We start from the raw sequence: 21,033 nt of genomic DNA, 5'->3' as shown, positions 1-21,033 counted from the left end.
GCCCCGGTCCTTCGGGGCATTGCCCCGGACCTGCCGAAAGGATACGGCAAAAGGACAATGAAGATGCCCTTTGATGCCTTTGCGGATGTGTCGGACGATGCGCTTTTGGTGTTATATGCCAATGGCGACCCGGATGCTGCGCGTGCGCTGAACATACGATTGACGCCGCGTGCCTTCGGGCAGGCGATGCGGATGCTGGGCGACCGGGCCGAGGCCGAGGATGTGGCGCAGGACGCCATGTTGCGGCTGTGGAAAATCGCCCCCGACTGGCGGCGGGGCGAGGCGAAGGTGACAACCTGGCTGTATCGTGTGGTTGCCAACCTTTGCACGGACCGGCTGCGGAAGCAGCGCAATGTCGATATCGATTCGGTTCCGGAACCCGAAGACGACCGCGACGGGGTCGAAGGCGATATGCAGAATGCGGCGCGGATGGCGGCACTGCGCGATGCCTTGGCGGAACTGCCGGACAGGCAGCGTCAGGCGGTGGTGCTGCGGCACATCGAAGGCTTGGGCAATCCCGAGATTGCCGAGATTATGGAGATCAGCACCGAAGCGGTCGAAAGTCTGACTGCACGGGGCAAACGGGCGCTGGCGGCCATTCTGGCCGGTCGACGCGAGGAATTGGGGTATACAGATGGCTGAGATGGACAAAAAGACCGAAGATTTCGATCTGGACGCTATGTTCGCCGATATGCGCACGCAAGATGTCGTGCCTGCGCCCGATTTCATGGCGCGGGTGCTGGCGGATGCGCTGGACGCGCAGGCGGCGGCTGCGCCGGTGACTGTGGCCCCCCGACCGCCGTCACGGTTGCGGCAGCTATTGGCGGCGATTGGCGGCTGGCCTGCGGTGGCTGGGTTGGCAACTGCTGGTGTGGCGGGGCTGTGGATCGGGGTGAACCCGCCTGCATCCATTATGACCACGGCGGAAAGCTTTTTAGGAACGACTGTGACGGATCAATATCTGGTTGATCTGATGCCCAGTTATGAATTTGCGATGGCAGAGGGGTAAAGACATGACCCAGACGCAGGAAACCAAAACGACCCGCACGGGAATGCGCCCTTGGCTAAAAGGTGTTTTATTCGCTTCGTTGGCGATGAATCTGGCTGTGGTTGGGATCATTGCGGGGGCGGCGTGGAAATTCGCGCCCGGCAAGGACGGACGTCATCCGCCCCGGTTGGATATGGTGGTGGGACCATACACCCACGCGCTGAGCCGCGAAGATCGCCGCGCCATTGGTAAACAGATGCGCGAAGCCTATCGCAGTCAGCGCCCCTCGCGCGAGGAAATCCGCGCCGAGTTTGCCAATGTTTTGGCAGCATTGCGCGCCACGCCCTATGACGCGGCCAAGGTCGAAACGATCTTGATGAACCAGTTGCAGGGCGGGATGGAACGGCAGGAATTGGGGCAGCGGATGCTGATTGATCGCTTGGCCGCAATGAGTGACAGCGAACGGGCTGGTTTCGCGGATCGGCTGGAAGAGGGGCTGAAGAAGCACCGCGACGATCATAAGAAGGATTGGAAAAAAGACCGCGACTAAGCCCGTTTTGCGGTGGTTGAAGGCGTGCGAAACGGCCCCGATGTGGGCCGTTTTCTGTATTTGGCGGATCAGGCTGCGGGGCGGTCCAGCATCGTGACCTGATTGCGCCCGTCTGCTTTGGCACCGTATAGTGTCCGGTCCGCGCGGGATAGCAGCCCGGTAATGCGGGTTTGAGCGCAGGTATTCATTTCTGCAGGCTGGGGGGCCATGACGGCCAGCCCGATGCTGATGGTAACGGGCAATGGTTGCGCGTGGCCGGGGATCGTCAGGGGCAAATCCCCCACCGCCCGGCACAGCCGATCTGCGGCTTGTCTGGCTTCCGATGGGCTAAGCTGAGGTAAGGCGATCAGGAATTCTTCGCCACCGTAGCGGGCCAGCAGGTCGCCGGGGCGCATCGCGCCGCGCAGGCGGCGGGATACCTCGGCCAGAACGGCGTCGCCTGCGGCATGGCCATAGCTGTCATTCAACCGTTTGAAATGGTCCAGATCGGCCAGCATAACGGCCAGTCCGGTGTTGTTTCTGGCTGACTCTTCGACCAGACGCCCCAATTCCGGCAGGGCATAGCGGCGATTATGCAGCCCTGTCAGCGGGTCGATCAAGGCCGCCCGCAGACCGTTTTGAAGGGTTTCATGCAGTTGATCGGACCGCGCTTTGCGTCGCAAAAGCTGATCCAGACGCAAGACAGCCTCGTCCGCGTCAAAGGGGCCGGTCATCAGATCATGCGCACCAAGGTCCAGCATTTGGGCGGCGGGATCGGGGCGGGTGTCGGGCAAGGCAACCAAAAACTTGCAGCGCCGAAAGCCGGGCTGCGCCCCTAATGTCGCCAGTAGGGCCGCCCCCAGATCGGGTTCATCCCCAGAGCCGCCCGCGATTACGATCACATCCGGCACGCCATCCTGCCCGAAATCCAGTGACAGCGCACGCGGCGAATGCAGTGAAAACCGCCACGGGCGCAGCCGTTCCAGCCGTTTGACCCAGGTCAGCGTGCGCCCGGTATCTTCGGAAATCAGCGCCACATGGGGCTTTTGGGTAAAGGCAGTCGTCGGTTCTGCAAACCCGACCGAGGCACGGGCATGGGAATGCAGGTTCCGGTCTTCGCGGCTGGTCCCGCCGCGCAACAGGCTGCGCAGACGGGCCAGCAACAGGCGGGGTTCGGTATGGCGGTCCAGCGTATCGTCCGCCCCTGCGGCCAACGCGGCATGACGGCGTTCGCGTGTGGGGGCGGTATCCAGAACAATCACCGGCAGATCGCCCTGCGCAGGGTTTTGCCGCAAACTACGGCACAGGTCGCACGGTTTCATATCCGGCAAGGTTGATGAAATCAGCACCAGATCGGGCCGGGCGGTGTCCAGCATTGCCAGCCCTTCGGCCCCCGTGGCGGCCTGCGCCACCTCGTAATATGCGGCGCACAGCCGGACGCGTAGACTGATCCGGTTGGTGGTAATCCCGTCAATAATCAGAATTTTGCCAGTCATGAGGGGCCTTGGTTGATATCAGCGCACCCTTGGGGTGCAGGAGGGGTCAGCTTGAATGCTCCTTTATTTCGTGGGATTGGTTAAGAAAGAGTAACCAAATGTTAAAGAGACCGGACGCAGATGGCTGTGACGCAGGATTTCGCCGAAACACTGGCGCTTCGGGCGCTGGAATGGCTGATCGGAAATGATGAATTGCTGCCCATCTTTATGGGGTCAACCGGCGCAGGCATCGAAGAGCTGAAAACCGGCGCAGGCGATCCGGCGTTTTTGGGGTCCGTGCTGGATTTTCTGCTGATGGACGACCAGTGGGTTATCGCCTTTTGCGATGCGCAGGCAATGCCCTATGAGCGCCTGATGCAGGCGCGGGCTGCCTTGCCGGGGGGCGAGGTCATGCACTGGACCTGAGCGGTCGCTGCTGGCACCGGGCGGAGAGTTACAGCGTTTTCAGCCGTAAATCGCCTGTCTGGCGCAATTTGGTCAGCAACCGTTTTAGTTCGGCCTCTTCTCCGGGGGACAAAAGGTCTGACATCAGATCGGCATTTTCACGGGCAAACGGCGTGGCTGTGGCGATGGCCTGCTGCCCCTTGGGGGTGAGTTCAACGCGTCGGGTGCGGCGATCTTCGGTTCCCGAGGAGCGGGCCAACAGGCCGTCATCTTCCATATGCCGCAGGGCGCGGGACGTGGCGGTGCGGTCGATGCCCACGAATTCGGCAATATCCGAAGGTTGGCATAAATCCTCGTTCCCGACAGCCAGCAGAATACACCATGTCGTGCGGGTCAGTCCCAGCGTTTTCAACTGTTCATCCAGCCGCCGTTCCTGAAGCCGGGCGGCAATAGAAAGGTGATAACCAAGCGAAGTGTGCAAACGATAGGGGGGCAGTGTTTTCATGCCGCACAAGCGACCCGAACCGGGGGCGAAAGTCAAGCGATCCCCGATGGAAACCGGGCGGGATGCGGCTTGCCAATTGTTCGGTGTGCGGGCAGTTTGACACCAGATACAATCGCGCGGAACAACGAGGCGGGAATATGCGGATTGCAGGGCTTCTGTTCGACAAGGACGGCACATTGTTTGACTTTCGCCAGACGTGGGATGGCTGGGCCGGGCGGATGATTGCAGAGCTTGCCGGGAACGATCCGGCGCTGATGGCAACCGTTGCCCGCGTGGTGTGTTACGATCTGCAAGATGGCGGTTTTTTGCCGGATAGCCCGTTCATTGCCGGGTCCAACGATCAGGTGGCGCTGGCTTTGGCAGCAGTATTGCCGCAATACGAACCTGACGAACTGGAAGCGTTGCTTAGCATTCGCGCGACCGAAGCTACACTGGCCCCGGCGGTGGAGCTGTCGCCATTTTTGGCCGAACTGGCTGGTCGGGGGCTGATGCTGGGCGTGATGACCAACGATTCTGAGTATGCAGCCCGCGCACATTTGTCCGAAGCAGGCGTCGAGGCGCAGTTTCAATTCATCGCCGGATTCGACAGCGGATTTGGGGCCAAACCATCGCCCCGGCCTTTGCTGGCATTCGCCGATCATGTCGGACTGGAGCCGGAAACCGTGGTGATGGTGGGGGACAGTACCCATGATCTGCTGGCGGGGCGTCGTGCCGGGATGCGGACGCTGGGCGTTCTGACCGGCACCGCACTGGCCGGGGAGTTGGCCCCGCTGGCCGATGCGGTTCTGCCCGATATTGGTCATATCCCGGTTTGGCTGGATTCGCTGACGGGCTAGCCTGTTCGTCGTCCTGACGCCCCGAAAAGGAAACGCAATATGGAACAGACCGAGGATTGGACACGGACCCGGCTGCTGATGGCGCTTGTGGGGGCGGCGGGGGGCTTTTCACTGTGGTGGTTGACTGCAGAACTGCCGTCCTTGTTGGGCCATGATCGGATGGAAATGTTCCTGACGCTGGCGATTCTAAGCTTTTTCGTTCACGTTATGGCACTGACTGGCCCCATCCAACTGTCGCGGGCGCTGGCCCCGGCGGCGGGGGTAGCGGTGATGATTGCCGGGCTGACGATTTGGGGAAGCCTGCGCTTTCCCTCGGCTGCCGATTTTATCGAAGCGGGGCATCCAATGGTTGCCTTGGCGATGATCTATCTGGTGGGAACGCCGTTTCTATCGGTGATGCTGGAATATGGCCGGGGGGCGTGGCGGGACTATGCCGCGCTGTTTCAGACCGCGTGGGGAATTTTGGTGCGCTTTGCTGCTGCGGGTCTGTTCACAGGCGTGTTCTGGGGCGTGCTGTATCTGAGCGATGCGCTGCTGTCCTTGGTGGGGATTGATGCGATTGAACGGATGATCCGCGTGGATGCGGTGCCATTCGTGCTGACCGGGACGGTGCTGGGGCTGGCGTTGGCCGTGGCACATGAATGGAAAGACTATGTATCCCCGCATTTGCTGCTGCGTCTGCTGCGCTTATTGGTGCCGATGGTCGTCCCCGTTCTGGCGCTGTTTCTGCTGGCGGTATTTGTGACAGGGTTGGACGAGGTACTGAATTTCACGTCGGAAACCGCGACGCTGACCGCTGTTGCGATTGGTTGTATTACCCTGATCACGGTGTCCGTGGATCGTGATGGTTTTCATCAGGTCTTTGCGTGGCCGATGCGCTGGGGGGTAAAGGCGCTGGCGGTGATGGTGGTGCCGCTGGCGGTGCTGGCCGTGTGGGGCATCGGTGTCCGGGTTCTGACCTATGGCTGGACGCCCGAGCGGGTATTGGCGGCGCTAAGCGTGGGTATGGTGATGCTGTACGGGCTGGCCTATGCGCCGCTGGTTCTGTGGCCCGGCGATTGGGGCGCACGGGTGCGCGGCGTGAATATCGGCATGGCCTTGTTGTCTCTGGTCTTGGCGGTGTTGTGGCTGACCCCGATCCTGAATGCAGAACGGTTGTCGGCGCAGTCGCAATTGGCGCGGATTGCGGCGGGGCGGGTCGCGCCGGAAAACGCGGCATTGTGGGAAATGGCGCATCGCTGGGGATTACCGGGCAGGGCGGCATTGGCGCAGCTTTCGGATGTGTCGGATTTACCGCAGCGGGACCGGGTTTTGGAATTGGCGGCCAAGGCGAACGCCAAGGCAAGCCGATACGAGTATAACGACGATCAGCGACAAGCGACACCGGCAGAACAGGCCGGACAATTGGCGGAACTGATCCCCCTGCGCCCCGAAGGGGTTGGGTTGCCGGGTGGGGCGTTTGGCAAACTGCCCGAATACCTGATCGCTCAAATCCGTCAGGGATGCAGCATGACCTTCGAGGATGGCAGCCCCGGTTGCGTCTATCTGGAGGTGGCGTTCCGACCGGACCTTCAGATGCAGCAGGGCGTCATTTTGTTTCGGACAGCGAATAACAGGGCCGAAGCACTGGCGGTTCGGCTGAATGGCGACATGCTGGAACGTGACGGTGATTTGCGTAACCTGCCGGACGGGCGTTGGGTGAATTTGAAGGCGCTGGTCATCAAACGGGTGCTGGATGGCGCGTATGCCATCGCCCCTGCGCAGGTGAACGCCCTGCATATCGGTGATCTGATACTATTTCCTGACAATTGAATATGTTGAGGGCTTGTTAAGGAAAGCACCGCCACACTCGACCCACGAACAGAGGAATGGTGGGCGGTATGCACGGGCTGATCAACCGCGCAATACAGTGTTTTGTGCGCGATACATATGGCGAAGAAATCTGGATGGACGTGGCGCGCGGCGTTGCGTTGGATGCCTCGGGGTTCGAGGCGATGCTATTTTATGACGACGCGTTGACGGATCAGGTTTTGGGCGGGATCGTATCGTTGCTGAATAAGCCGCGTGATGAGGTGTTAGAAGACATCGGAACCTATCTGGTGTCCCATCCCAATGCAGAAGCCTTGCGCCGTTTGTTACGCTTTGGCGGCGTCGATTTCATGGAATTTCTGCATTCTTTGGATGATTTGCCGGATAGGGCGCGGATGGCTGTGTCCGATCTGGAATTGCCAAGGCTGGAACTGCATGATGACCGGGACAGTTGTTTGCACCTGCATGTGCGGTCGGATCGTGATGGGTTTGGTCCCGTGATGCTGGGGGTACTGCGGACGATGGCGGATGATTACGGCGCGTTGGTGTTTCTGGACCTGCGCCATCGTGGGCCGGGGGACGATGTAATCTATATTGCGCTGGTGGAAACCGCTTTTGCAGAAGGGCGAAGTTTCACCCTCAGCGCGGGGAAGGGCTGACATGGAACAGGTCAGCGAAGCCGCAATCCGTGGCCTAATGGATGTGCTGTGTCCCATGTATGCGATGCTGGATGCCAATGGGGTGATCCGCCACGCCGGGCCGACGCTGTGCAAATTGCGGCCACAGCGCAGGCTGGCGGGGCTACCGCTGTTGGATGTGTTCGACCTGACCCGCCCCCGCCTGTCCCGGTTCAGCCAGCTTGTCGAATGTCCGGGTGAAAAGCTGCATCTGCAATTTGCCGATGATCCGAAAACCGCGCTAAAGGGGGTGTTGATGCCATGCGGCCCGGTGACGATCCTGAACCTGTCATTTGGGATTTCAGTGCTGGATAGCATCCGGGACTACGATCTGACCAATGCAGATTTTGCAGCGACCGATATGATGATTGAAATGCTGTATCTGATCGAAGCGAAATCCGCCGCGATGGAAGCCAGCCGCAAGCTGAATATGCGGTTGCAGGGGGCTAAGATTGCCGCAGAAGAACAGGCATTTACCGACACGCTGACCGGGCTGAAGAACCGTCGCGCGATGGATCACATATTGGCGCGGCTGATCGGGGCGGGACAGGCCTTTGCGCTGATGCATCTGGATTTGGATTTCTTCAAGGCGGTGAATGATACAATGGGCCATGCTGCGGGGGACCATGTGCTGCAACGGGTTGCCCGGATCATGGTCGAGGAGGTGCGCAAGGATGACACAGTGGCGCGGGTCGGGGGGGATGAATTTGTCTTGATCCTGACGGGTATTCAGAAACGTGAAACCCTGTCGCGCATTGCCAGCCGCCTGATCGCACGTCTGGAAAAACCCATTCATTATGGCGGGCAGGATTGTCGGGTTTCCGCAAGTCTGGGGATTGTGCTGTCGGTGGATTACGATCCGCCAGTTGCCCGCGATATGTTAGAGGATGCGGATGAGGCGCTGTATTCCTCGAAGCGGCAGGGGCGGGCGCGGCATAGTTTCCATGTAGAATAATATGGTGGAATATGGAAAACCCCGGCGTTGGGCCGGGGTGTTCTGTGGGCGTCGGATCGGGTTTTGAACCAAGCCGCTGTCAGCCTGCGGCACGGTTGGCCGGTTTGAACCCGATCAAATCGTCGGCGACTGTAAAGCGCCCGCCTTTCAGCTTTTCGATTTTGCCCTGACGCAGCAATTGCCCGAAAGACCGCAATCCGTCTTCGCGGCTGAACTGATACTCTTCGACCTGACGGGCCTTGTTCATCAGTTGCGGGCGCGAGAATTTTTGCCGACCTTCGACATAAGACATATAGGCCGCTGCGGCTTCCATCAGGTCTGACAGGTTTTTCACCCCGGCCTGTTCCGCGAATTCGGTAAAGCTGGCGGCCCCTTCGGTCAGCGGATGCGGTGCCGGATCGTCCTGAACATCGGTCAGCATCACACGGCGGGGACGCACGACCTGTTGTGGGGCGGGCGCAGGTGCCACCGTATCTACGCGCTGTTCTGCCACCAGCTTCAACGGTGCGGGTTTCTGTGCGGGGCGGCGCGGGGTTTCCCCTTGATCCGACGCGGTTGCGGGGCGTGGGCGGCGGGGGCGCACCACGCTGTTCAGATCGTCGCGATAGGCATCCAGACTGTCATCGCCGCGATTCAGCCCGCCGCCTGCTTCGGTTTCCGCGCGGGTGGCCTGAACTGCGGCGCGCAGATGGGCGATTGCACTGCGGCGATGGGCGCCGTCGGGGCGTTCCATTTCCTCTTCTGCCTTGTCCATCAGGCGCGATACATCGGTTGTGGCTTCGGCTCCGGCGGGGCGCTGTGGGCGTGGTTGCTGCGGTGCTGCGGGCGCTTCTTCTTCGACATCATCGGCAAAGATCGAGCCGGTTTCGTCTGCGTTCTGATCGTCGATGTCCAGATCCAGATTCAGCTCGGCTTCGACTGCGGCCAGTTCTTTCAGCAATTCGGCTTCGGCTTCGGGCGACAGGCTTTGATTGTCCGCCTCATCCTCTGCGGTGAGTGCGCCATCGGCAACTGCGGCCTCGAAATCCTTGCGCTTCATACGGATCACACGGGCGCGCAGCGGTTGCGGGGCTGGTTCGCTGGCCTCGATCGGGGTGTCCGCCAGATCGTCTGCCGGTTCGTCACCCTCATTCGTGGCTTCGGCGGCTGCAATATCTTCGGCCAGTTGGGGGTCTTCGCCCGGATAAAGTGCGCTTTGATCCTGCGGTTCGTCCCAATCGGATTCTGTATCTGCTTGGGCGTCTTGTTCCGATTCGGCGGGGGCCGCTACGGCGAAATCCCCGATCAGGTCGTCTTCTTCTTCGGCATCGAATGGCTCGGGCGCGGCGGTGTCGCTGTGCAGGGCGGCAGCGATTGACGCGGCAGAGCTGTCGTCGAAGTCCTCGGCGTGCTGATCCTCGGAATAGGTTGGTGTTTCGGATGGCTGCGCGTCGGCAGAGCGGGACACCACGGCACGAATCCGAGACAGTTTCGCGGCGATGCTATCCTCGTCAAAGCTGGGTGCGGGGGATGCTTCGGGCTCGTCAGGGGTAACTGTTTCCGACGCGATCATCTCCGGTTCGGGCTGGTGGGTGTCCACAACCGGGGCAGCCGTAATTTCCGGCGCTTTTTCAATCGCTTCCGGTTCAGGCGCCGGTGTGGGCACGGGGGCTTCGGCAACGGGTTCCGGTGCCTCGGGCGACGGGCGGAGTACAATCGCACCGCGTTCCTGCCGCGCCTCGACCCGGCGGGAAACTTCGCGTTCGGCAATCCGCGCCAGCATTTCGGCGTCCGGTGTGGGCGGTTCTGCCCCGAAATAGCGGTCATCCTGCGCCAGATCGCGGAAATATTCCGCGATGGCTTTCATCATATCGAACGAGTCGTCGAACCCTTCCAACGTACAAGAGAAGGTGCCGTAGGAGACCGTCAGAATTTTACTCGTGTTTACCATGACTACTCGCTTCCTGGTTATTTGGTCTCATGTTTACCATGAGGAACCAGACCAATTCGGAACGAATCTTGGGTTTTTACAGTATCATTTCATGGCAATATTGTGATCCCGTTGGTTAACAGGCACTAAACACCCTATGGAAAAGCCGGTTTTTCGTTTTGATGATCCCGTCACACTGATTGGGGCAGGGGGCGCATCTGCGGATGTGCTGGCCTTGGCGCGTGAATTTGCGCCGCGTGTTGTGGCGGTGGATGGCGGGGCCGATGTGGCGCTGGGGCATGATGTTATGCCCGAACGGGTGATTGGCGATCTGGATTCCCTTTCGGCACAGGCCCGGCGGGCTGTTGGTCCTGCGCGGCTGACCCGGATTTCAGAACAGGACAGCACCGATTTTGATAAGGCGCTGCGCACGGTGCAGGCCCCCATGATGATCGGGGTCGGGTTCAATGGCGACCGGCTGGATCATATGCTGGCGTGTTTTAACGTGCTGACGCGGCGGCCTTGGAAACGCTGCATCCTGTTAACCGAACATCAAATAATCCTATTGTGTCCGCCTGCGATTGATCTGGATTTGCCGCCGGGATCTTTGGTGTCATTGTTTCCAATGGGGCAGGTAACGGGGCGGTCATCGGGGCTGGAATGGCCGATTGACGGGCTGCCATTCGCGCCGGAAGGGCGGGTTGGCACGTCAAACCGGGCGCTGGGTCCGGTGCGGCTGGATATGCACGCCCCTGCGATGCTGCTTATTCTGCCGCTGGCGGCGCTGGCGGCGGCGGTGCGGGGCTTGCGGGCCTGCGATGGATGGCCTGTTCCCTGAACACGACATACAGACCAGACCCGATGGTGATGCAAATCCCCACGGCAGACAGCCCATTCGGCAGATCGTGAAACAACGCCCAGCCGATCACGGTGGCGATGGGGATTTCCAGATATTGCATCGGGGCCAGCGTGGCCGACGGGGCAAAGCGCAGTGACCATGTCATCAGCAGATGCGCCAATGTGCCAACCAGCCCGATCAACAGCAGCAGCACGGACTGCCCCATGTCCGGCATGGTGATCGACAGGGCCGGAAGCCCCATCACTGTGCCAAGAATAAGGACAGGGGCCAGAACCAGCGTGGCCATTGTTCCGCTGACGGCCTGTAGCGCGACCGGGTCGGTGTCTTTGGCGATCTGGCGGGTGATCAGCATGAACAGCGAAAACCCAACGGCAACGCCCAGTGGCACAAGCGCAGGCGCGCCAACGGCGGCAAAGCTGGGCTGGATCACCAGCAAAGTGCCAATGAAACCGACAGTGCAGGCGATCAGACGGCGTGGGCCGACCTCCTCGTTCAGGACGACCTTACCCAGCAACAGCATGATGAACGGCATGACAAAGGCAATGGCAATCGCATCGGCCAGCGGCAGATATTGCAGCCCGGTGAACATCATGCCGATGCCCACAATATGCAGCAGGGTGCGCCAGATCGTCAGGCGCAGCAATCGCCCGCGCAACCGCCAGGGCCGCCCGGTCATCAGCACCAGCGGCCACAGGAACACGGCCTGCGCAATGAAACGGGTGACAAGGATCATCGCCACAGGCAGCGCCGCCCCGGCAAGTTTTGCCAGCGCATCGCCCAGCGGGGCCAGCGTGCAAAAGCCAAGCATCAGCAAGATGCCAAGAAGGGGGCGGTCTTGGGTCATCCGGGCAGGCTATGGCCGAAACCGGGGGCGGGCAATGCCGTGTGGGTACGGTATCTGGCGGATGGGACGGTGCGGCGGTGGATGGGGTGGGAAATGAGTATTTTTGGCAAGATGAATGCAGGCAGCGCGCCCAACATCAAAAGGCGCGCTCAGCAGTTGGGTACGTTGACGGCCAGACCTCCAAGCGAGGTTTCCTTGTAGTGTTCGTGCATGTCCCGGCCGGTCTGGCGCATGGTTTCAATCGCGGCATCCAGCGGGACGAAATGCTGCCCGTCCCCGCGTAACGCCAAAGAAGCGGCGGAAACCGCCTTGATCGCGCCCAGCCCGTTGCGTTCGATACAGGGCACCTGCACCAGCCCCTTGACCGGGTCGCAGGTCATGCCAAGGTGATGTTCCAGCGCGATTTCGGCGGCGTTTTCAATCTGTTCCGGTGTGCCACCCATTACGGCGCATAATCCGGCGGCGGCCATTGCGGCGGCGCTGCCCACCTCGGCCTGACAGCCTGCTTCGGCACCGGAAATAGAGGCGTTATATTTGATCAGCCCACCGATGGCGGCGGCTGTCAGTAAAAATTCGTCTATTTTTGATGTAGTTGCGCCCGGAACATGATCCAGCCAATACCGAATGACTGCGGGCAGCACTCCCGCGGCGCCATTGGTCGGGGCGGTGACGACCTGCCCACCGGCGGCATTTTCTTCGTTCACGGCCATCGCATAGGTCGACATCCAGTCATTGATCACATGCGGCGCAGATATGTTCAGTCCGCGTTCGGCCTGTAGCGCGTCATGAATGGCCTTGGCGCGGCGCTTAACACTTAGCCCGCCGGGCAGGGTGCCGTCGGTGGTCAGGCCGCGATTGATACAGTCGTTCATCACATCCCATAGGCGGGTCAGGCCGGGTTTCAGCCCGTTGGCCCCGTTTCGGGAAATTTCATTCGCCTGCTTCATCTGGGCGATAGATTTTCCGGATTTCGCCGCCATGTCCAGCATTTCGGCTGCGGATTTGAACGGAAACGGAACCGGGGCGCCTTCGTCTGTGTCTTTGCCTGCGGCAAGTTCCGCTTCGGTCATCACAAAACCGCCACCGATGGAATAGTAGGTTTCCTGCAAGATTACGTCGCCTTGGGCGTCGGTGGCCATCAGGATCATACCGTTGGCGTGACCGGGCAAGGGGTGGTCATAATCGAAAATAAGATCAGATTTTATATTGAATTGCAGAGGGTTGAGGCCGTCGTTCAAAACGGTTTCCGTGTCGCGGATTTGGGCCAGAACGGTTTCAGCGCGGGCGTGATCGTAACTGTCAGGCGTAAACCCCGCCAACCCCAGAATCGTGGCGCGATCCGTGGCATGGCCGATCCCGGTGAAGGCCAGCGACCCATGTAAAGAGGCGCGCAACCCATGCGCCTCGAAAGGGGAATTTCTAAGCAAGTCAAGGAATTGCGCACCGGCAACCATTGGTCCCATCGTATGCGAGGATGACGGGCCGACGCCCACCTTGAACATGTCAAAGACCGACAGAAACATCGCGGATTCCCTGTTGTTTTCTGGGTGTCTAGCATGGATTGCGGTGTTTGGGGGCGGATGAATTGCGACATGATAGGCAGGAAAAGCGCAATAGATTGCAAACTGCCCGATGCGGCACAGATGGGCGATTGACCCTCGCCCCCGGTCGTCATCGCTTCTATAAGCGTTGTGAAATCAACAGAGGCGCTGCCATGACCGGAGAATTGTCGCCAATCGACAAAGCCAAATTCGCCGCCGCGAAGCGGTCTGTCGAATTTATCGAAGATGGAATGAAAGTGGGGTTGGGAACCGGATCAACCGCCGCGTGGATGGTGCGCTGTCTGGGCGAACGGGTGCGCAACGAAAGGCTGCGGATTAAGGGAGTTCCGACATCGGCGCGGACGGCGGTTCTGGCGCGGGATGTGGGGATCAGCGTCATCAGCCTGGACGAAGCCAAATGGCTGGACGTGACGATTGATGGCGCGGACGAATTCGATGGTGCGTTCAATCTGATCAAAGGCGGCGGTGGGGCGCATTTGCAGGAAAAAATCGTGGCCACCGCCAGCGACCGGATGATTGTGATCACCGATGCCAGCAAAGAGGTGGAAACGCTGGGCGCGTTCCCGCTGCCGATCGAGGTGATCCCGTTTGGTTGGCAGACCAGCAAGGCGCTGGTCGAGGAATTGTTGATTTCCATGGATGTCATGGGACGGGAAACCACGCTGCGGATGAATGGCGATGTGCCGTTCATTTCCGACGAGGGCAATCACATCATTGATTTGCACCTGAACCGGATCGGCAATGCGCGGCAATTGTCGATGGCGCTGAACCAGATCCCCGGTGTGGTTGAAAATGGCCTGTTCATTGATATTTGTGACACAGTGGTGATCGGCTATGGCGATGGCCGGGTCGAAACACGGGATATCAACGAAGGCACCGTTCAAAACGACCGTCTGGATTTTGTCGAGGCGGACAACCTGTTTACGGACCTGTCGGATTGAGGAAGATTGATGAGCTTTGACTATGACCTGTTCGTGATCGGTGGTGGCTCGGGTGGCGTTCGGGCCGCGCGGGTGGCGGCTGGTGAAACGGGCGCCAAGGTGGCGCTGGCCGAGGAAGACCGCTACGGCGGCACCTGCGTTATCCGGGGCTGTGTGCCGAAAAAACTGATGGTGTTCGCCAGCGAATACGCCGAAATGGCCAGCGACGCGGCGGCCTATGGCTGGGATGTGTCGCTGGGCGCATTCAACTGGGACAGTTTCAAATCTAAGCTAGAGGCTGAACTGGACCGGCTGGAAGGTGTCTATCGCCGCTTATTGGCCGGGTCCGGGGTGGATAGCTTTGACGCGCGGGCGCGGGTCGTGGATGCGCATACGGTGGAATTGTCGGACGGTTCCCGCAAAACCGCGAAACATATCCTGCTGGCGATGGGCGGACGCCCGGTAAAGCCGGATATGCCGGGGGCGGAGCTGGCGATTACCTCGAACGACATTTTCCACCTGCCGGAATTGCCGGGCAATATCCTGATTTTGGGTGGCGGCTATATCGCCTGTGAATTTGCGGGCATCCTGAACGGTCTGGGCGTGGAAGTGACGCAATATTACCGTGGTGCGCAAATCCTGCGCGGTTTCGATGACGAAGCGCGCGGACTGGTGGCCGAGGAAATGATCCAGCGCGGCGTGAAGCTGCACCTTGGCACTAATATCGAAAGCATGGAACGCGCGGCGGATGGGAAAATCCGCGTTGTGGCTACCAATGGTGACGAAACCCTGTTCGATCAGGTCATGTTCGCCACAGGCCGCGCCCCCAACACCGACGATATGGGGCTGGAACAGGTCGGCGTGAAAGTGGGCAGGGGCGGGCAGGTCATCGTGGACGACTATGGCCAGACGGCGGTGCCGTCGATCTATGCCGTGGGCGATGTGACCGACCGGGTGAACCTGACCCCGGTGGCGATCCGCGAAGGTATGGCTTTTGTGGAAACGGTGTTCAAGGGCAACCCCACCAAACCCGATCACGACCTGATCCCGACCGCGATTTTCACACAACCCGAAATGGGAACTGTGGGTCTAAGCGAGGAAGCCGCGCGGGACCAAGGCCCGATTGAGGTTTACGCGACCTCGTTCAAACCGATGCAGTCGTCCTTTGCCGGGCGCTCGGACCGGGTGTTGATGAAGCTGGTGGTCTGCGCGGATACGCGCCGGGTGTTGGGCTGTCATATCGTGGCGCCGGGCGCGGGGGAAATGATCCAACTGGCGGGCATTGCCGTGAAAATGGGCGCGACCAAGGAAGATTTCGACCGGACCGTCGCGGTGCATCCCACCATGTCCGAGGAAATCGTGACGATGAAAACGCCGGTACGCCGGGCCTAAAGCAGGATTTGCCGCAGGTCTGCGGTGTCTTATCAGGGCGGAAACGCTTGAATTTTGTGATGGGCTGCACAGGTTAAGGACAGCCCGTTGAGAGAGATAACATAAGGAAAGACAGTTAATGGCTGGGAATTCTGGCGGCCCTTGGGGCGGCGGCGGAAACAGGGGCGGTGGCGGCGACGATCACCGCCCGAACAATGGCGGTGGCGGGCGGCGTCCGGGCGATGATGGCCCGCAAATCCCGGAAATCGACGAGTTGATGAAAAAAGGTCAGGAACGCCTGCGCGTTTATCTGGGCGGCGGCGGGGGCGGCAACGGGCCGACCCGTGGCAGCACCGGCGGCGGTGGCCCGAAATTCACCAAGGGTACGCTGGGGCTGGGTGTTCTGGTGGCGATCGGTCTGTGGGCGTTTGGTAGTTTCTATACCGTGAAGCCCGAAGAACAGTCTGTGGAACTGCTGTTGGGCAAATATAACGCCACCGGAAATCCCGGTCTGAACTTTGCGCCGTGGCCGTTTGTGACGGCCGAAGTGGTGAATGTGACATCGGAACGGACGGAAAACATTGGTGTGGCCCGCGGTTCAACCGATACCGGGCTGATGCTGACCACCGATGCCAATATCGTGGATATTGATTTTCAGGTGGTGTGGAACATCAACGATCCTGCCAAGCTGTTGTTCAACATCCGTGATCCGCGTCTGACGGTGCAGGCGGTTTCCGAATCCGTGATGCGTGAAATCATCGCCGCCAGCAATCTGGCCCCGATCCTGAACCGGGATCGTGGTTTGATTGCCGACCGGGTGAAAGAAAACATTCAGGCATCGCTGGACGATTATGAAAGCGGGATCAACATCGTGCGGGTGAACCTTGAAAAGGCTGACCCACCCGCCGAGGTGATCGACAGCTTCCGCGCGGTGCAGGCCGCTGAGCAGGAACGCGACCGCCTGCAACGGCAGGCCGATGCCTATGCCAACCGCGTTCTGGCCGAAGCCCGCGGTGAAGCTGCGCAAAAACTGGAAGAAGCCGAAGCATACCGGGCGCAGGTCGTGAACGATGCGCTGGGGGACGCCAGCCGCTTTACCGCCGTTCTGGAAGAATACCAGAAAGCCCCCGAAGTGACCCGCAAGCGTCTGTATCTGGAAACCATGGAAAAGGTGCTGGGTGACGTGGACAAGACCATTCTGGATCAGTCGCTGATCGGTCAGGGTGGGTCTGGTGTGGTGCCTTATCTGCCGCTGAACGAACTGAACCGCAGCAAGGAAGGGAAATAAGCCATGAAGAAGACGACTTATATCCTGCCGGTTCTGGTGATCGCTGTTGTTGGCGTGCTGTCCTCGGTTTTTGTGGTGGATGAACGCGAAAAGGCGCTGGTGCTGCAATTCGGTCAGATCAAGGCCGTGAAGGAACAGCCCGGACTGAGCTTCAAAATCCCGCTGATTCAGGAAGTGGTGAAATACGATGACCGTATCCTGTCGCTGGACACCGACACGATCGAAGTGACGCCTTCGGATGACCGGCGTTTGGTGGTGGATGCTTTTGCCCGCTACCGTATCTCGGACGTGGTGCAGTTCCGTCAGGCCGTGGGCGTGGGCGGTATTCGCGTGGCCGAAGACCGGCTGCAATCCATCCTGAACGCGCAGATCCGCGAAGTGTTGGGTGCCGATCAGGTGACATCGGATACGATCCTGTCGGAAAACCGGCGCGGGTTGATGACCCGGATTCGCGATCAGGCCCGTGCCAGCGCCCGTAGCCTTGGGGTCGAAGTGGTGGATGTGCGCCTGAAGCAAACCAACCTGCCGCGCCAAAACCTTGATGCGACCTTTGCCCGGATGAAGGCGGAACGCGAACGTGAAGCGGCGGATGAAATCGCCCGCGGTAACGAAGCGGCGCAGCGGGTGCGTGCATTGGCAGACCGTACCGTGGTGGAAACCCTGTCCGAAGCCGAACGCGAAGCGCAGGTGACGCGCGGTGAGGCGGATGCAAAACGGAACGCCGTCTTTGCCGAAGCCTTTGGCGTGGACCCTGAGTTCTTTGCCTTCTATCGGTCGCTTCAGGCGTATGAAACTGCACTGAAGGGCGGAAATTCGTCTATGGTGATGACACCGGACAGCGAATTTTTCGACTATCTGAAAAACGATCGCGCGGCGGAATGATCGCCGCGATGATCGCAACGGCATGTCTGGCCCTTGGGCTGGTGCTGATCACAGAGGGGCTGGCCTGGGCGCTGGCCCCTTCGCTATTGGAACGCTTGCTGGAAGCACTACGCACATTGCCAATGGACGCGCGGCGCAATCTGGGGCTGGCTGCGTTGGCGCTGGGGGTGGCTCTGGTTTGGTTGGCCAAGCAGATCGGGGCCTGAGCCGTTTTTTGATTATCCGCATTCGGTGTTGATGATGGCGCCTCATCGACCTCTCCCGCTGCTATGGGCTGAGGGCGCGCGCCCTGAGTATTTCGGATCAGAAAGAAGCCATCAGAAAAATGGTACGGGCTGCTGCTTCTTTCTGATTAAAAATACTCGATCCTGACGGTCAGGCCGGGCAGGCCGCTTGCGGGGATCACCAGCGTATCACAGCCAGTTGAGGGCGCGCGATGCGGATTGAGTTGCGTCGCGGCGGCTGGTGGGGGAAGGTGGCCGCAGCAGTCCAGTTTCGGAAACTGGTAGAATATCTGGATCAAAGGAGAGATGGGAGTGAGCAGTCTGGCAATTTCTGTTCCCCGGCGTGGAACCGCCCCGATGCGGGCTTTGTGGCTGGGGATTGTGGCGATGGCGCTGGTGTTGGCGCAGACGATGACGGCATCGGCCCGGCCCGACAGTCTGGCCGATCTGGCGGAAAAGATCAGCCCGTCGGTTGTGAATATCACCACCTCGACTGTGGTGGCGGGGAATGCGGGGCCGAACCCGATCGTCCCCGAGGGCAGCCCGTTCGAGGATTTTTTCAAAGAGTTTCAAGACCGCAATCGCGGCAATGGTGATCGCCCGCGGCGGTCTTCGGCGCTTGGGTCAGGGTTCGTGATTTCCGAAGACGGCTATATCGTCACCAATAACCATGTGATCGAAAGCGCGGACGAGATCGTGATCGAGTTTTTCGGCGGTGAAGAGCTGGAAGCCAAGGTGATTGGCACCGATCCGAATACCGATATCGCGCTGTTGAAGGTCACGGCAGACAAGCCGCTGCCTTTTGTCAGCTTCGGTGACAGCGATGCCGCTCGTGTGGGCGATTGGGTGCTGGCGATGGGCAACCCGCTGGGTCAGGGTTTTTCGGTTTCTGCCGGGATCGTGTCGGCGCGCAACCGGGCGCTTTCGGGTAGCTATGATGACTACATTCAGACCGATGCAGCGATTAACCGGGGGAACTCGGGCGGGCCACTGTTCAATATGGACGGGAATGTGATCGGTGTGAACACCGCGATCCTGTCGCCCAATGGCGGGTCCATCGGGATTGGCTTTTCGATGGCGTCGAATGTGGTCAGCAAGGTGGTGGCGCAACTGAAAGAATTCGGTGAAACGCGGCGCGGCTGGCTGGGTGTGCGCATTCAGGATGTGACCGATGACGTGGCCGAGGCGATGGGGCTGGAAAAGACCGCAGGCGTGCTGGTGACGGACGTGCCGGAAGGTCCGGCCAAGGAAGCGGGCATGGTGCAGGGCGATGTGATCCTGAGCTTTGACGGGGCCGATGTCAGCGACACGCGGGCGCTGGTGCGTCAAGTCGGGAACACGGATGTGGGCAAAGCGGTTCGCGTGGTGGTCTTCCGGGACGGCAAGACCCAGACGTTGAAAGTGACGCTGGGCCGCCGCGAGGAAGCCGAAGCGGTTCCTGCCGCAGCAACCAAACCTGATGCGGCCGAACCGCGCGAGATGCTGGGCCTGACGCTCAGCCCGGTGACCGAAGAGTTGCGCAAGGAGTTGCAACTGAAGGCCAATGCCTCGGGGTTGGTGGTGATGGATGTGGACGAAACCACCGAGGCTTACGAGAAAGGGTTGCGAGCGGGCGATCTGATCACCGAAGCGGGGCAGCAAAAGCTGGAAACCGTGGCGGATCTGAAAGACCGCGTGGACGAGGCGAAAGAGGCCGGGCGCAAATCCTTGCTGCTGCTGATCCGTCGCGCGGGCGAGCCGCGGTTCGTGGCACTGTCGATTGACGAGTGATCCGTTCGGGTCATCGAGAAGGGGCCGTCCGTTGGGCGGCCCTTTTCTTTTGCCCGCTGATGTCGCGCATGGGGATGGTGCGGGATGCCTGCGGCGCGGATATTTGCACCAAGAAAGAATCTTGCCCAAAATACGCACGGCGCAACAGGGCGGTAAGCGGGGCATCCGGGGGGCGCTGGTGGATCAGTCCTTGGGGCGTTCCATTGCGATCAGGCCCAGTTTGCGGGCGGCCGCCGTGGACAGGATGCCGGAATCCAGCCCTTGTGGTTTCTGGAATTTCCGAATGGCGGCGCGGGTGGGGCTGTCCATCTGGCCAGTGATGGGACCGCGATACAGCCCGCGCACGGACAACGCCCGCTGAACCGAAGACACGAATTCAACGGTTTGGGCTTCGGGGCAGGGGGCTTCAAACCATGTGTCCTTGCGTTCCCGAACGATGCGCTGATGGGTTTCGGTTTTGTAGATCGCCGGGGCTTCGACCGTGCCATCGGTGCGCACTTCGGCCGGTTGCAGCATGATATGTTCGGTGACGGTTTCGATCAGCGCGGGGCTGGTGTGCTTGCCCCAGCAGGTGCCGGGGGCGGCACCGGGGGGGGCTTCTTCGTAAGTGCGGGTGACTTCGGGTTCGCGGGTCAGCTCCGGCAGGGCCGTGTTGCAGGCGGACAGGGCCGCGCTGGCGACGGACAGGGCGATTACGGCCTGAACGGGAAAACGGGTCATCTGCTCGGCGCCTCTTGCGGCTTGTTTGCCCAAGTGTAGCGGTTTTCACGCAATGGGGGAAGTAGAAGCGGCAGGTGTTGGCAATTCCGCGCAGGTCACGCAAAAGGGACTGGTGCAGCGGGGCCAGCTTGGCTAGGAAGATGGCTGACTGTGACAAACGAAGATGCAGGAGGCCGCCGACATGGCGAAAATCACCTATATCGAGCATAACGGCACCGAGCATGTCGTGGATGTGGCCAACGGGCTGACCGTGATGGAAGGTGCGCGGGATAATAATATTCCGGGGATCGAGGCGGATTGCGGCGGGGCCTGTGCCTGTTCAACCTGCCATGTCTATGTTGATCCGGCATGGGTGGAAAAGCTGCCCGCCAAGGATGACATGGAAGAGGATATGCTGGATTTCGCCTATGAACCCGATCCCGCGCGGTCGCGTCTGACCTGCCAGATCAAGGTCACGGATGCGCTGGACGGTCTGGTGGTTCATATGCCGGAAAAACAGATCTGA

The 21,033-nt window shown here is 60.3% G+C and carries 22 protein-coding genes; 16 read left to right on the top strand and 6 right to left on the bottom strand.

The annotated features are described in order from the left end of the window. The first annotated feature begins 57 nt into the window (after positions 1-57). Genes FN828_RS04050 through FN828_RS04040 form a run of 3 tightly spaced genes read left to right on the top strand, consistent with a single transcriptional unit; the run spans position 58 to position 1,538 of the window. Positions 58-642 (top strand): RNA polymerase sigma factor, encoded by a 585-nt coding sequence (locus FN828_RS04050; RefSeq protein ID WP_142492115.1) that lies wholly within the window; start codon positions 58-60, stop codon positions 640-642. Continuing rightward, the gene (locus FN828_RS04045) at positions 635-1,009 is read left to right on the top strand and encodes a dihydroorotate dehydrogenase (protein ID WP_235891393.1); all 375 of its coding nucleotides are present in this window, start codon (positions 635-637) and stop codon (positions 1,007-1,009) included. The genes FN828_RS04050 and FN828_RS04045 overlap by 8 nt, the downstream gene beginning before the upstream one ends. 4 nt (positions 1,010-1,013) lie before the next feature. Continuing rightward, positions 1,014-1,538, top strand: coding sequence for a periplasmic heavy metal sensor (locus FN828_RS04040; protein WP_185958923.1), 525 nt, complete (start codon positions 1,014-1,016; stop codon positions 1,536-1,538). Between the two features lie 68 nt (positions 1,539-1,606). Here the strand turns inward: FN828_RS04040 and FN828_RS04035 are convergent, their stop codons facing one another. Next, entirely contained in the window at positions 1,607-3,013 is a 1,407-nt protein-coding gene (locus tag FN828_RS04035; RefSeq protein ID WP_142492113.1) for a diguanylate cyclase domain-containing protein, read from the bottom strand. 120 nt (positions 3,014-3,133) lie between these two features. Between FN828_RS04035 and FN828_RS04030 the strand changes: the two genes are divergently transcribed. Continuing rightward, positions 3,134-3,418 carry a DUF3572 domain-containing protein gene (locus FN828_RS04030; protein ID WP_142492112.1) on the top strand — a complete coding sequence of 95 codons (285 nt, stop codon included), beginning with the start codon at positions 3,134-3,136 and terminating at the stop codon, positions 3,416-3,418. A 28-nt stretch (positions 3,419-3,446) separates the two neighbouring features. On the opposite strand, the gene FN828_RS04025 is transcribed toward FN828_RS04030, so the two are convergent. After that, positions 3,447-3,902: a MarR family winged helix-turn-helix transcriptional regulator gene (locus tag FN828_RS04025; protein ID WP_142492111.1), complete on the bottom strand. Its 456-nt coding sequence runs from the start codon at positions 3,900-3,902 to the stop codon at positions 3,447-3,449. Positions 3,903-4,039: 137 nt separating this feature from the next. On the opposite strand from FN828_RS04025, the gene FN828_RS04020 reads away from it, so the two are divergent. The 4 genes from FN828_RS04020 to FN828_RS04005 all read left to right on the top strand — a co-directional run bounded on the left by FN828_RS04020 (position 4,040) and on the right by FN828_RS04005 (position 8,179). Beyond that, positions 4,040-4,738 carry an HAD family hydrolase gene (locus FN828_RS04020; RefSeq protein ID WP_142492110.1) on the top strand — a complete coding sequence of 233 codons (699 nt, stop codon included), beginning with the start codon at positions 4,040-4,042 and terminating at the stop codon, positions 4,736-4,738. A gap of 39 nt (positions 4,739-4,777) precedes the next feature. Then, complete coding sequence (locus FN828_RS04015; RefSeq protein ID WP_142492109.1) at positions 4,778-6,550, top strand: DUF4153 domain-containing protein; 1,773 nt, start codon at positions 4,778-4,780, stop codon at positions 6,548-6,550. Positions 6,551-6,618: 68 nt separating this feature from the next. After that, positions 6,619-7,206, top strand: a complete 588-nt coding sequence (locus tag FN828_RS04010) for a heme NO-binding domain-containing protein (RefSeq protein ID WP_142492266.1) — start codon at positions 6,619-6,621, stop codon at positions 7,204-7,206. 1 nt (position 7,207) lies between these two features. After that, on the top strand, positions 7,208-8,179 hold the full coding sequence (locus FN828_RS04005; RefSeq protein ID WP_142492108.1) for a diguanylate cyclase domain-containing protein: 972 nt from the start codon (positions 7,208-7,210) through the stop codon (positions 8,177-8,179). A 79-nt stretch (positions 8,180-8,258) separates the two neighbouring features. Here FN828_RS04005 and FN828_RS04000 read toward each other — a convergent pair whose 3' ends face one another. Then, positions 8,259-10,109, bottom strand: coding sequence for a hypothetical protein (locus FN828_RS04000; RefSeq protein ID WP_142492107.1), 1,851 nt, complete (start codon positions 10,107-10,109; stop codon positions 8,259-8,261). A gap of 136 nt (positions 10,110-10,245) precedes the next feature. Here FN828_RS04000 and FN828_RS03995 point away from each other — a divergent pair, with 136 nt between their 5' ends. Beyond that, positions 10,246-10,926, top strand: a complete 681-nt coding sequence (locus FN828_RS03995; protein ID WP_142492106.1) for a thiamine diphosphokinase — start codon at positions 10,246-10,248, stop codon at positions 10,924-10,926. Here the strand turns inward: FN828_RS03995 and FN828_RS03990 are convergent. Continuing rightward, on the bottom strand, positions 10,853-11,791 hold the full coding sequence (locus FN828_RS03990; RefSeq protein ID WP_142492105.1) for a DMT family transporter: 939 nt from the start codon (positions 11,789-11,791) through the stop codon (positions 10,853-10,855). The two genes, FN828_RS03995 and FN828_RS03990, sit on opposite strands and share 74 nt — an antisense overlap. Positions 11,792-11,940: 149 nt before the next feature. Then, the gene (locus FN828_RS03985) at positions 11,941-13,314 is read right to left on the bottom strand and encodes an L-serine ammonia-lyase (protein WP_142492104.1); all 1,374 of its coding nucleotides are present in this window, start codon (positions 13,312-13,314) and stop codon (positions 11,941-11,943) included. 191 nt (positions 13,315-13,505) lie between these two features. Between FN828_RS03985 and rpiA the strand changes: the two genes are divergently transcribed. The 6 genes from rpiA to FN828_RS03955 all read left to right on the top strand — a co-directional run bounded on the left by rpiA (position 13,506) and on the right by FN828_RS03955 (position 19,808). Continuing rightward, on the top strand, positions 13,506-14,294 hold the full coding sequence (gene rpiA, locus FN828_RS03980; RefSeq protein WP_142492103.1) for a ribose-5-phosphate isomerase RpiA: 789 nt from the start codon (positions 13,506-13,508) through the stop codon (positions 14,292-14,294). A 9-nt stretch (positions 14,295-14,303) separates the two neighbouring features. Continuing rightward, positions 14,304-15,665 (top strand): glutathione-disulfide reductase, encoded by a 1,362-nt coding sequence (gene gor, locus FN828_RS03975; protein WP_142492102.1) that lies wholly within the window; start codon positions 14,304-14,306, stop codon positions 15,663-15,665. A 118-nt stretch (positions 15,666-15,783) separates the two neighbouring features. After that, complete coding sequence (gene hflK / locus FN828_RS03970; RefSeq protein ID WP_142492101.1) at positions 15,784-16,932, top strand: FtsH protease activity modulator HflK; 1,149 nt, start codon at positions 15,784-15,786, stop codon at positions 16,930-16,932. 3 nt (positions 16,933-16,935) lie between these two features. Continuing rightward, positions 16,936-17,814 carry a protease modulator HflC gene (hflC, locus tag FN828_RS03965; protein ID WP_142492100.1) on the top strand — a complete coding sequence of 293 codons (879 nt, stop codon included), beginning with the start codon at positions 16,936-16,938 and terminating at the stop codon, positions 17,812-17,814. An 8-nt stretch (positions 17,815-17,822) separates the two neighbouring features. Beyond that, the gene (locus FN828_RS03960; protein WP_185958922.1) at positions 17,823-18,020 is read left to right on the top strand and encodes a DUF2065 family protein; all 198 of its coding nucleotides are present in this window, start codon (positions 17,823-17,825) and stop codon (positions 18,018-18,020) included. A 375-nt stretch (positions 18,021-18,395) separates the two neighbouring features. Further along, a complete protein-coding gene (locus tag FN828_RS03955; protein WP_408033794.1) occupies positions 18,396-19,808 on the top strand; it encodes a Do family serine endopeptidase in 1,413 nt (470 codons plus the stop codon). A 183-nt stretch (positions 19,809-19,991) separates the two neighbouring features. Here FN828_RS03955 and FN828_RS03950 read toward each other — a convergent pair whose 3' ends face one another. Beyond that, entirely contained in the window at positions 19,992-20,528 is a 537-nt protein-coding gene (locus FN828_RS03950; protein ID WP_142492098.1) for a peptidoglycan-binding domain-containing protein, read from the bottom strand. Between the two features lie 181 nt (positions 20,529-20,709). On the opposite strand from FN828_RS03950, the gene FN828_RS03945 reads away from it, so the two are divergent. Then, on the top strand, positions 20,710-21,033 hold the full coding sequence (locus FN828_RS03945; protein WP_142492097.1) for a 2Fe-2S iron-sulfur cluster-binding protein: 324 nt from the start codon (positions 20,710-20,712) through the stop codon (positions 21,031-21,033).

Origin of the sequence: Thalassovita litoralis, from assembly GCF_900182725.1 — a bacterium.
In the GTDB taxonomy this organism is placed as follows: Bacteria; Pseudomonadota; Alphaproteobacteria; order Rhodobacterales; family Rhodobacteraceae; genus Thalassobius; species Thalassobius litoralis.
The sequence above is the reverse complement of the archived record's forward strand: the minus strand, read 5'-3'. Positions and strand labels throughout refer to the sequence as shown.

Excerpts from the sequence above, each read along its gene's own strand:
- FN828_RS04050 (WP_142492115.1), top strand. The coding sequence starts at position 58 with ATGAAGATGCCCTTTGATGCCTTTGCGGATGTGTCGGACGATGCGCTT.
- FN828_RS04045 (WP_235891393.1), top strand. The coding sequence starts at position 635 with ATGGCTGAGATGGACAAAAAGACCGAAGATTTCGATCTGGACGCTATG.
- FN828_RS04040 (WP_185958923.1), top strand. The coding sequence starts at position 1,014 with ATGACCCAGACGCAGGAAACCAAAACGACCCGCACGGGAATGCGCCCT.
- FN828_RS04035 (WP_142492113.1), bottom strand. The coding sequence starts at position 3,013 with ATGACTGGCAAAATTCTGATTATTGACGGGATTACCACCAACCGGATC.
- FN828_RS04030 (WP_142492112.1), top strand. The coding sequence starts at position 3,134 with ATGGCTGTGACGCAGGATTTCGCCGAAACACTGGCGCTTCGGGCGCTG.
- FN828_RS04025 (WP_142492111.1), bottom strand. The coding sequence starts at position 3,902 with ATGAAAACACTGCCCCCCTATCGTTTGCACACTTCGCTTGGTTATCAC.
- FN828_RS04020 (WP_142492110.1), top strand. The coding sequence starts at position 4,040 with ATGCGGATTGCAGGGCTTCTGTTCGACAAGGACGGCACATTGTTTGAC.
- FN828_RS04015 (WP_142492109.1), top strand. The coding sequence starts at position 4,778 with ATGGAACAGACCGAGGATTGGACACGGACCCGGCTGCTGATGGCGCTT.
- FN828_RS04010 (WP_142492266.1), top strand. The coding sequence starts at position 6,619 with ATGCACGGGCTGATCAACCGCGCAATACAGTGTTTTGTGCGCGATACA.
- FN828_RS04005 (WP_142492108.1), top strand. The coding sequence starts at position 7,208 with ATGGAACAGGTCAGCGAAGCCGCAATCCGTGGCCTAATGGATGTGCTG.
- FN828_RS04000 (WP_142492107.1), bottom strand. The coding sequence starts at position 10,109 with ATGGTAAACACGAGTAAAATTCTGACGGTCTCCTACGGCACCTTCTCT.
- FN828_RS03995 (WP_142492106.1), top strand. The coding sequence starts at position 10,246 with ATGGAAAAGCCGGTTTTTCGTTTTGATGATCCCGTCACACTGATTGGG.
- FN828_RS03990 (WP_142492105.1), bottom strand. The coding sequence starts at position 11,791 with ATGACCCAAGACCGCCCCCTTCTTGGCATCTTGCTGATGCTTGGCTTT.
- FN828_RS03985 (WP_142492104.1), bottom strand. The coding sequence starts at position 13,314 with ATGTTTCTGTCGGTCTTTGACATGTTCAAGGTGGGCGTCGGCCCGTCA.
- rpiA (WP_142492103.1), top strand. The coding sequence starts at position 13,506 with ATGACCGGAGAATTGTCGCCAATCGACAAAGCCAAATTCGCCGCCGCG.
- gor (WP_142492102.1), top strand. The coding sequence starts at position 14,304 with ATGAGCTTTGACTATGACCTGTTCGTGATCGGTGGTGGCTCGGGTGGC.
- hflK (WP_142492101.1), top strand. The coding sequence starts at position 15,784 with ATGGCTGGGAATTCTGGCGGCCCTTGGGGCGGCGGCGGAAACAGGGGC.
- hflC (WP_142492100.1), top strand. The coding sequence starts at position 16,936 with ATGAAGAAGACGACTTATATCCTGCCGGTTCTGGTGATCGCTGTTGTT.
- FN828_RS03960 (WP_185958922.1), top strand. The coding sequence starts at position 17,823 with ATGATCGCAACGGCATGTCTGGCCCTTGGGCTGGTGCTGATCACAGAG.
- FN828_RS03955 (WP_408033794.1), top strand. The coding sequence starts at position 18,396 with ATGCGGGCTTTGTGGCTGGGGATTGTGGCGATGGCGCTGGTGTTGGCG.
- FN828_RS03950 (WP_142492098.1), bottom strand. The coding sequence starts at position 20,528 with ATGACCCGTTTTCCCGTTCAGGCCGTAATCGCCCTGTCCGTCGCCAGC.
- FN828_RS03945 (WP_142492097.1), top strand. The coding sequence starts at position 20,710 with ATGGCGAAAATCACCTATATCGAGCATAACGGCACCGAGCATGTCGTG.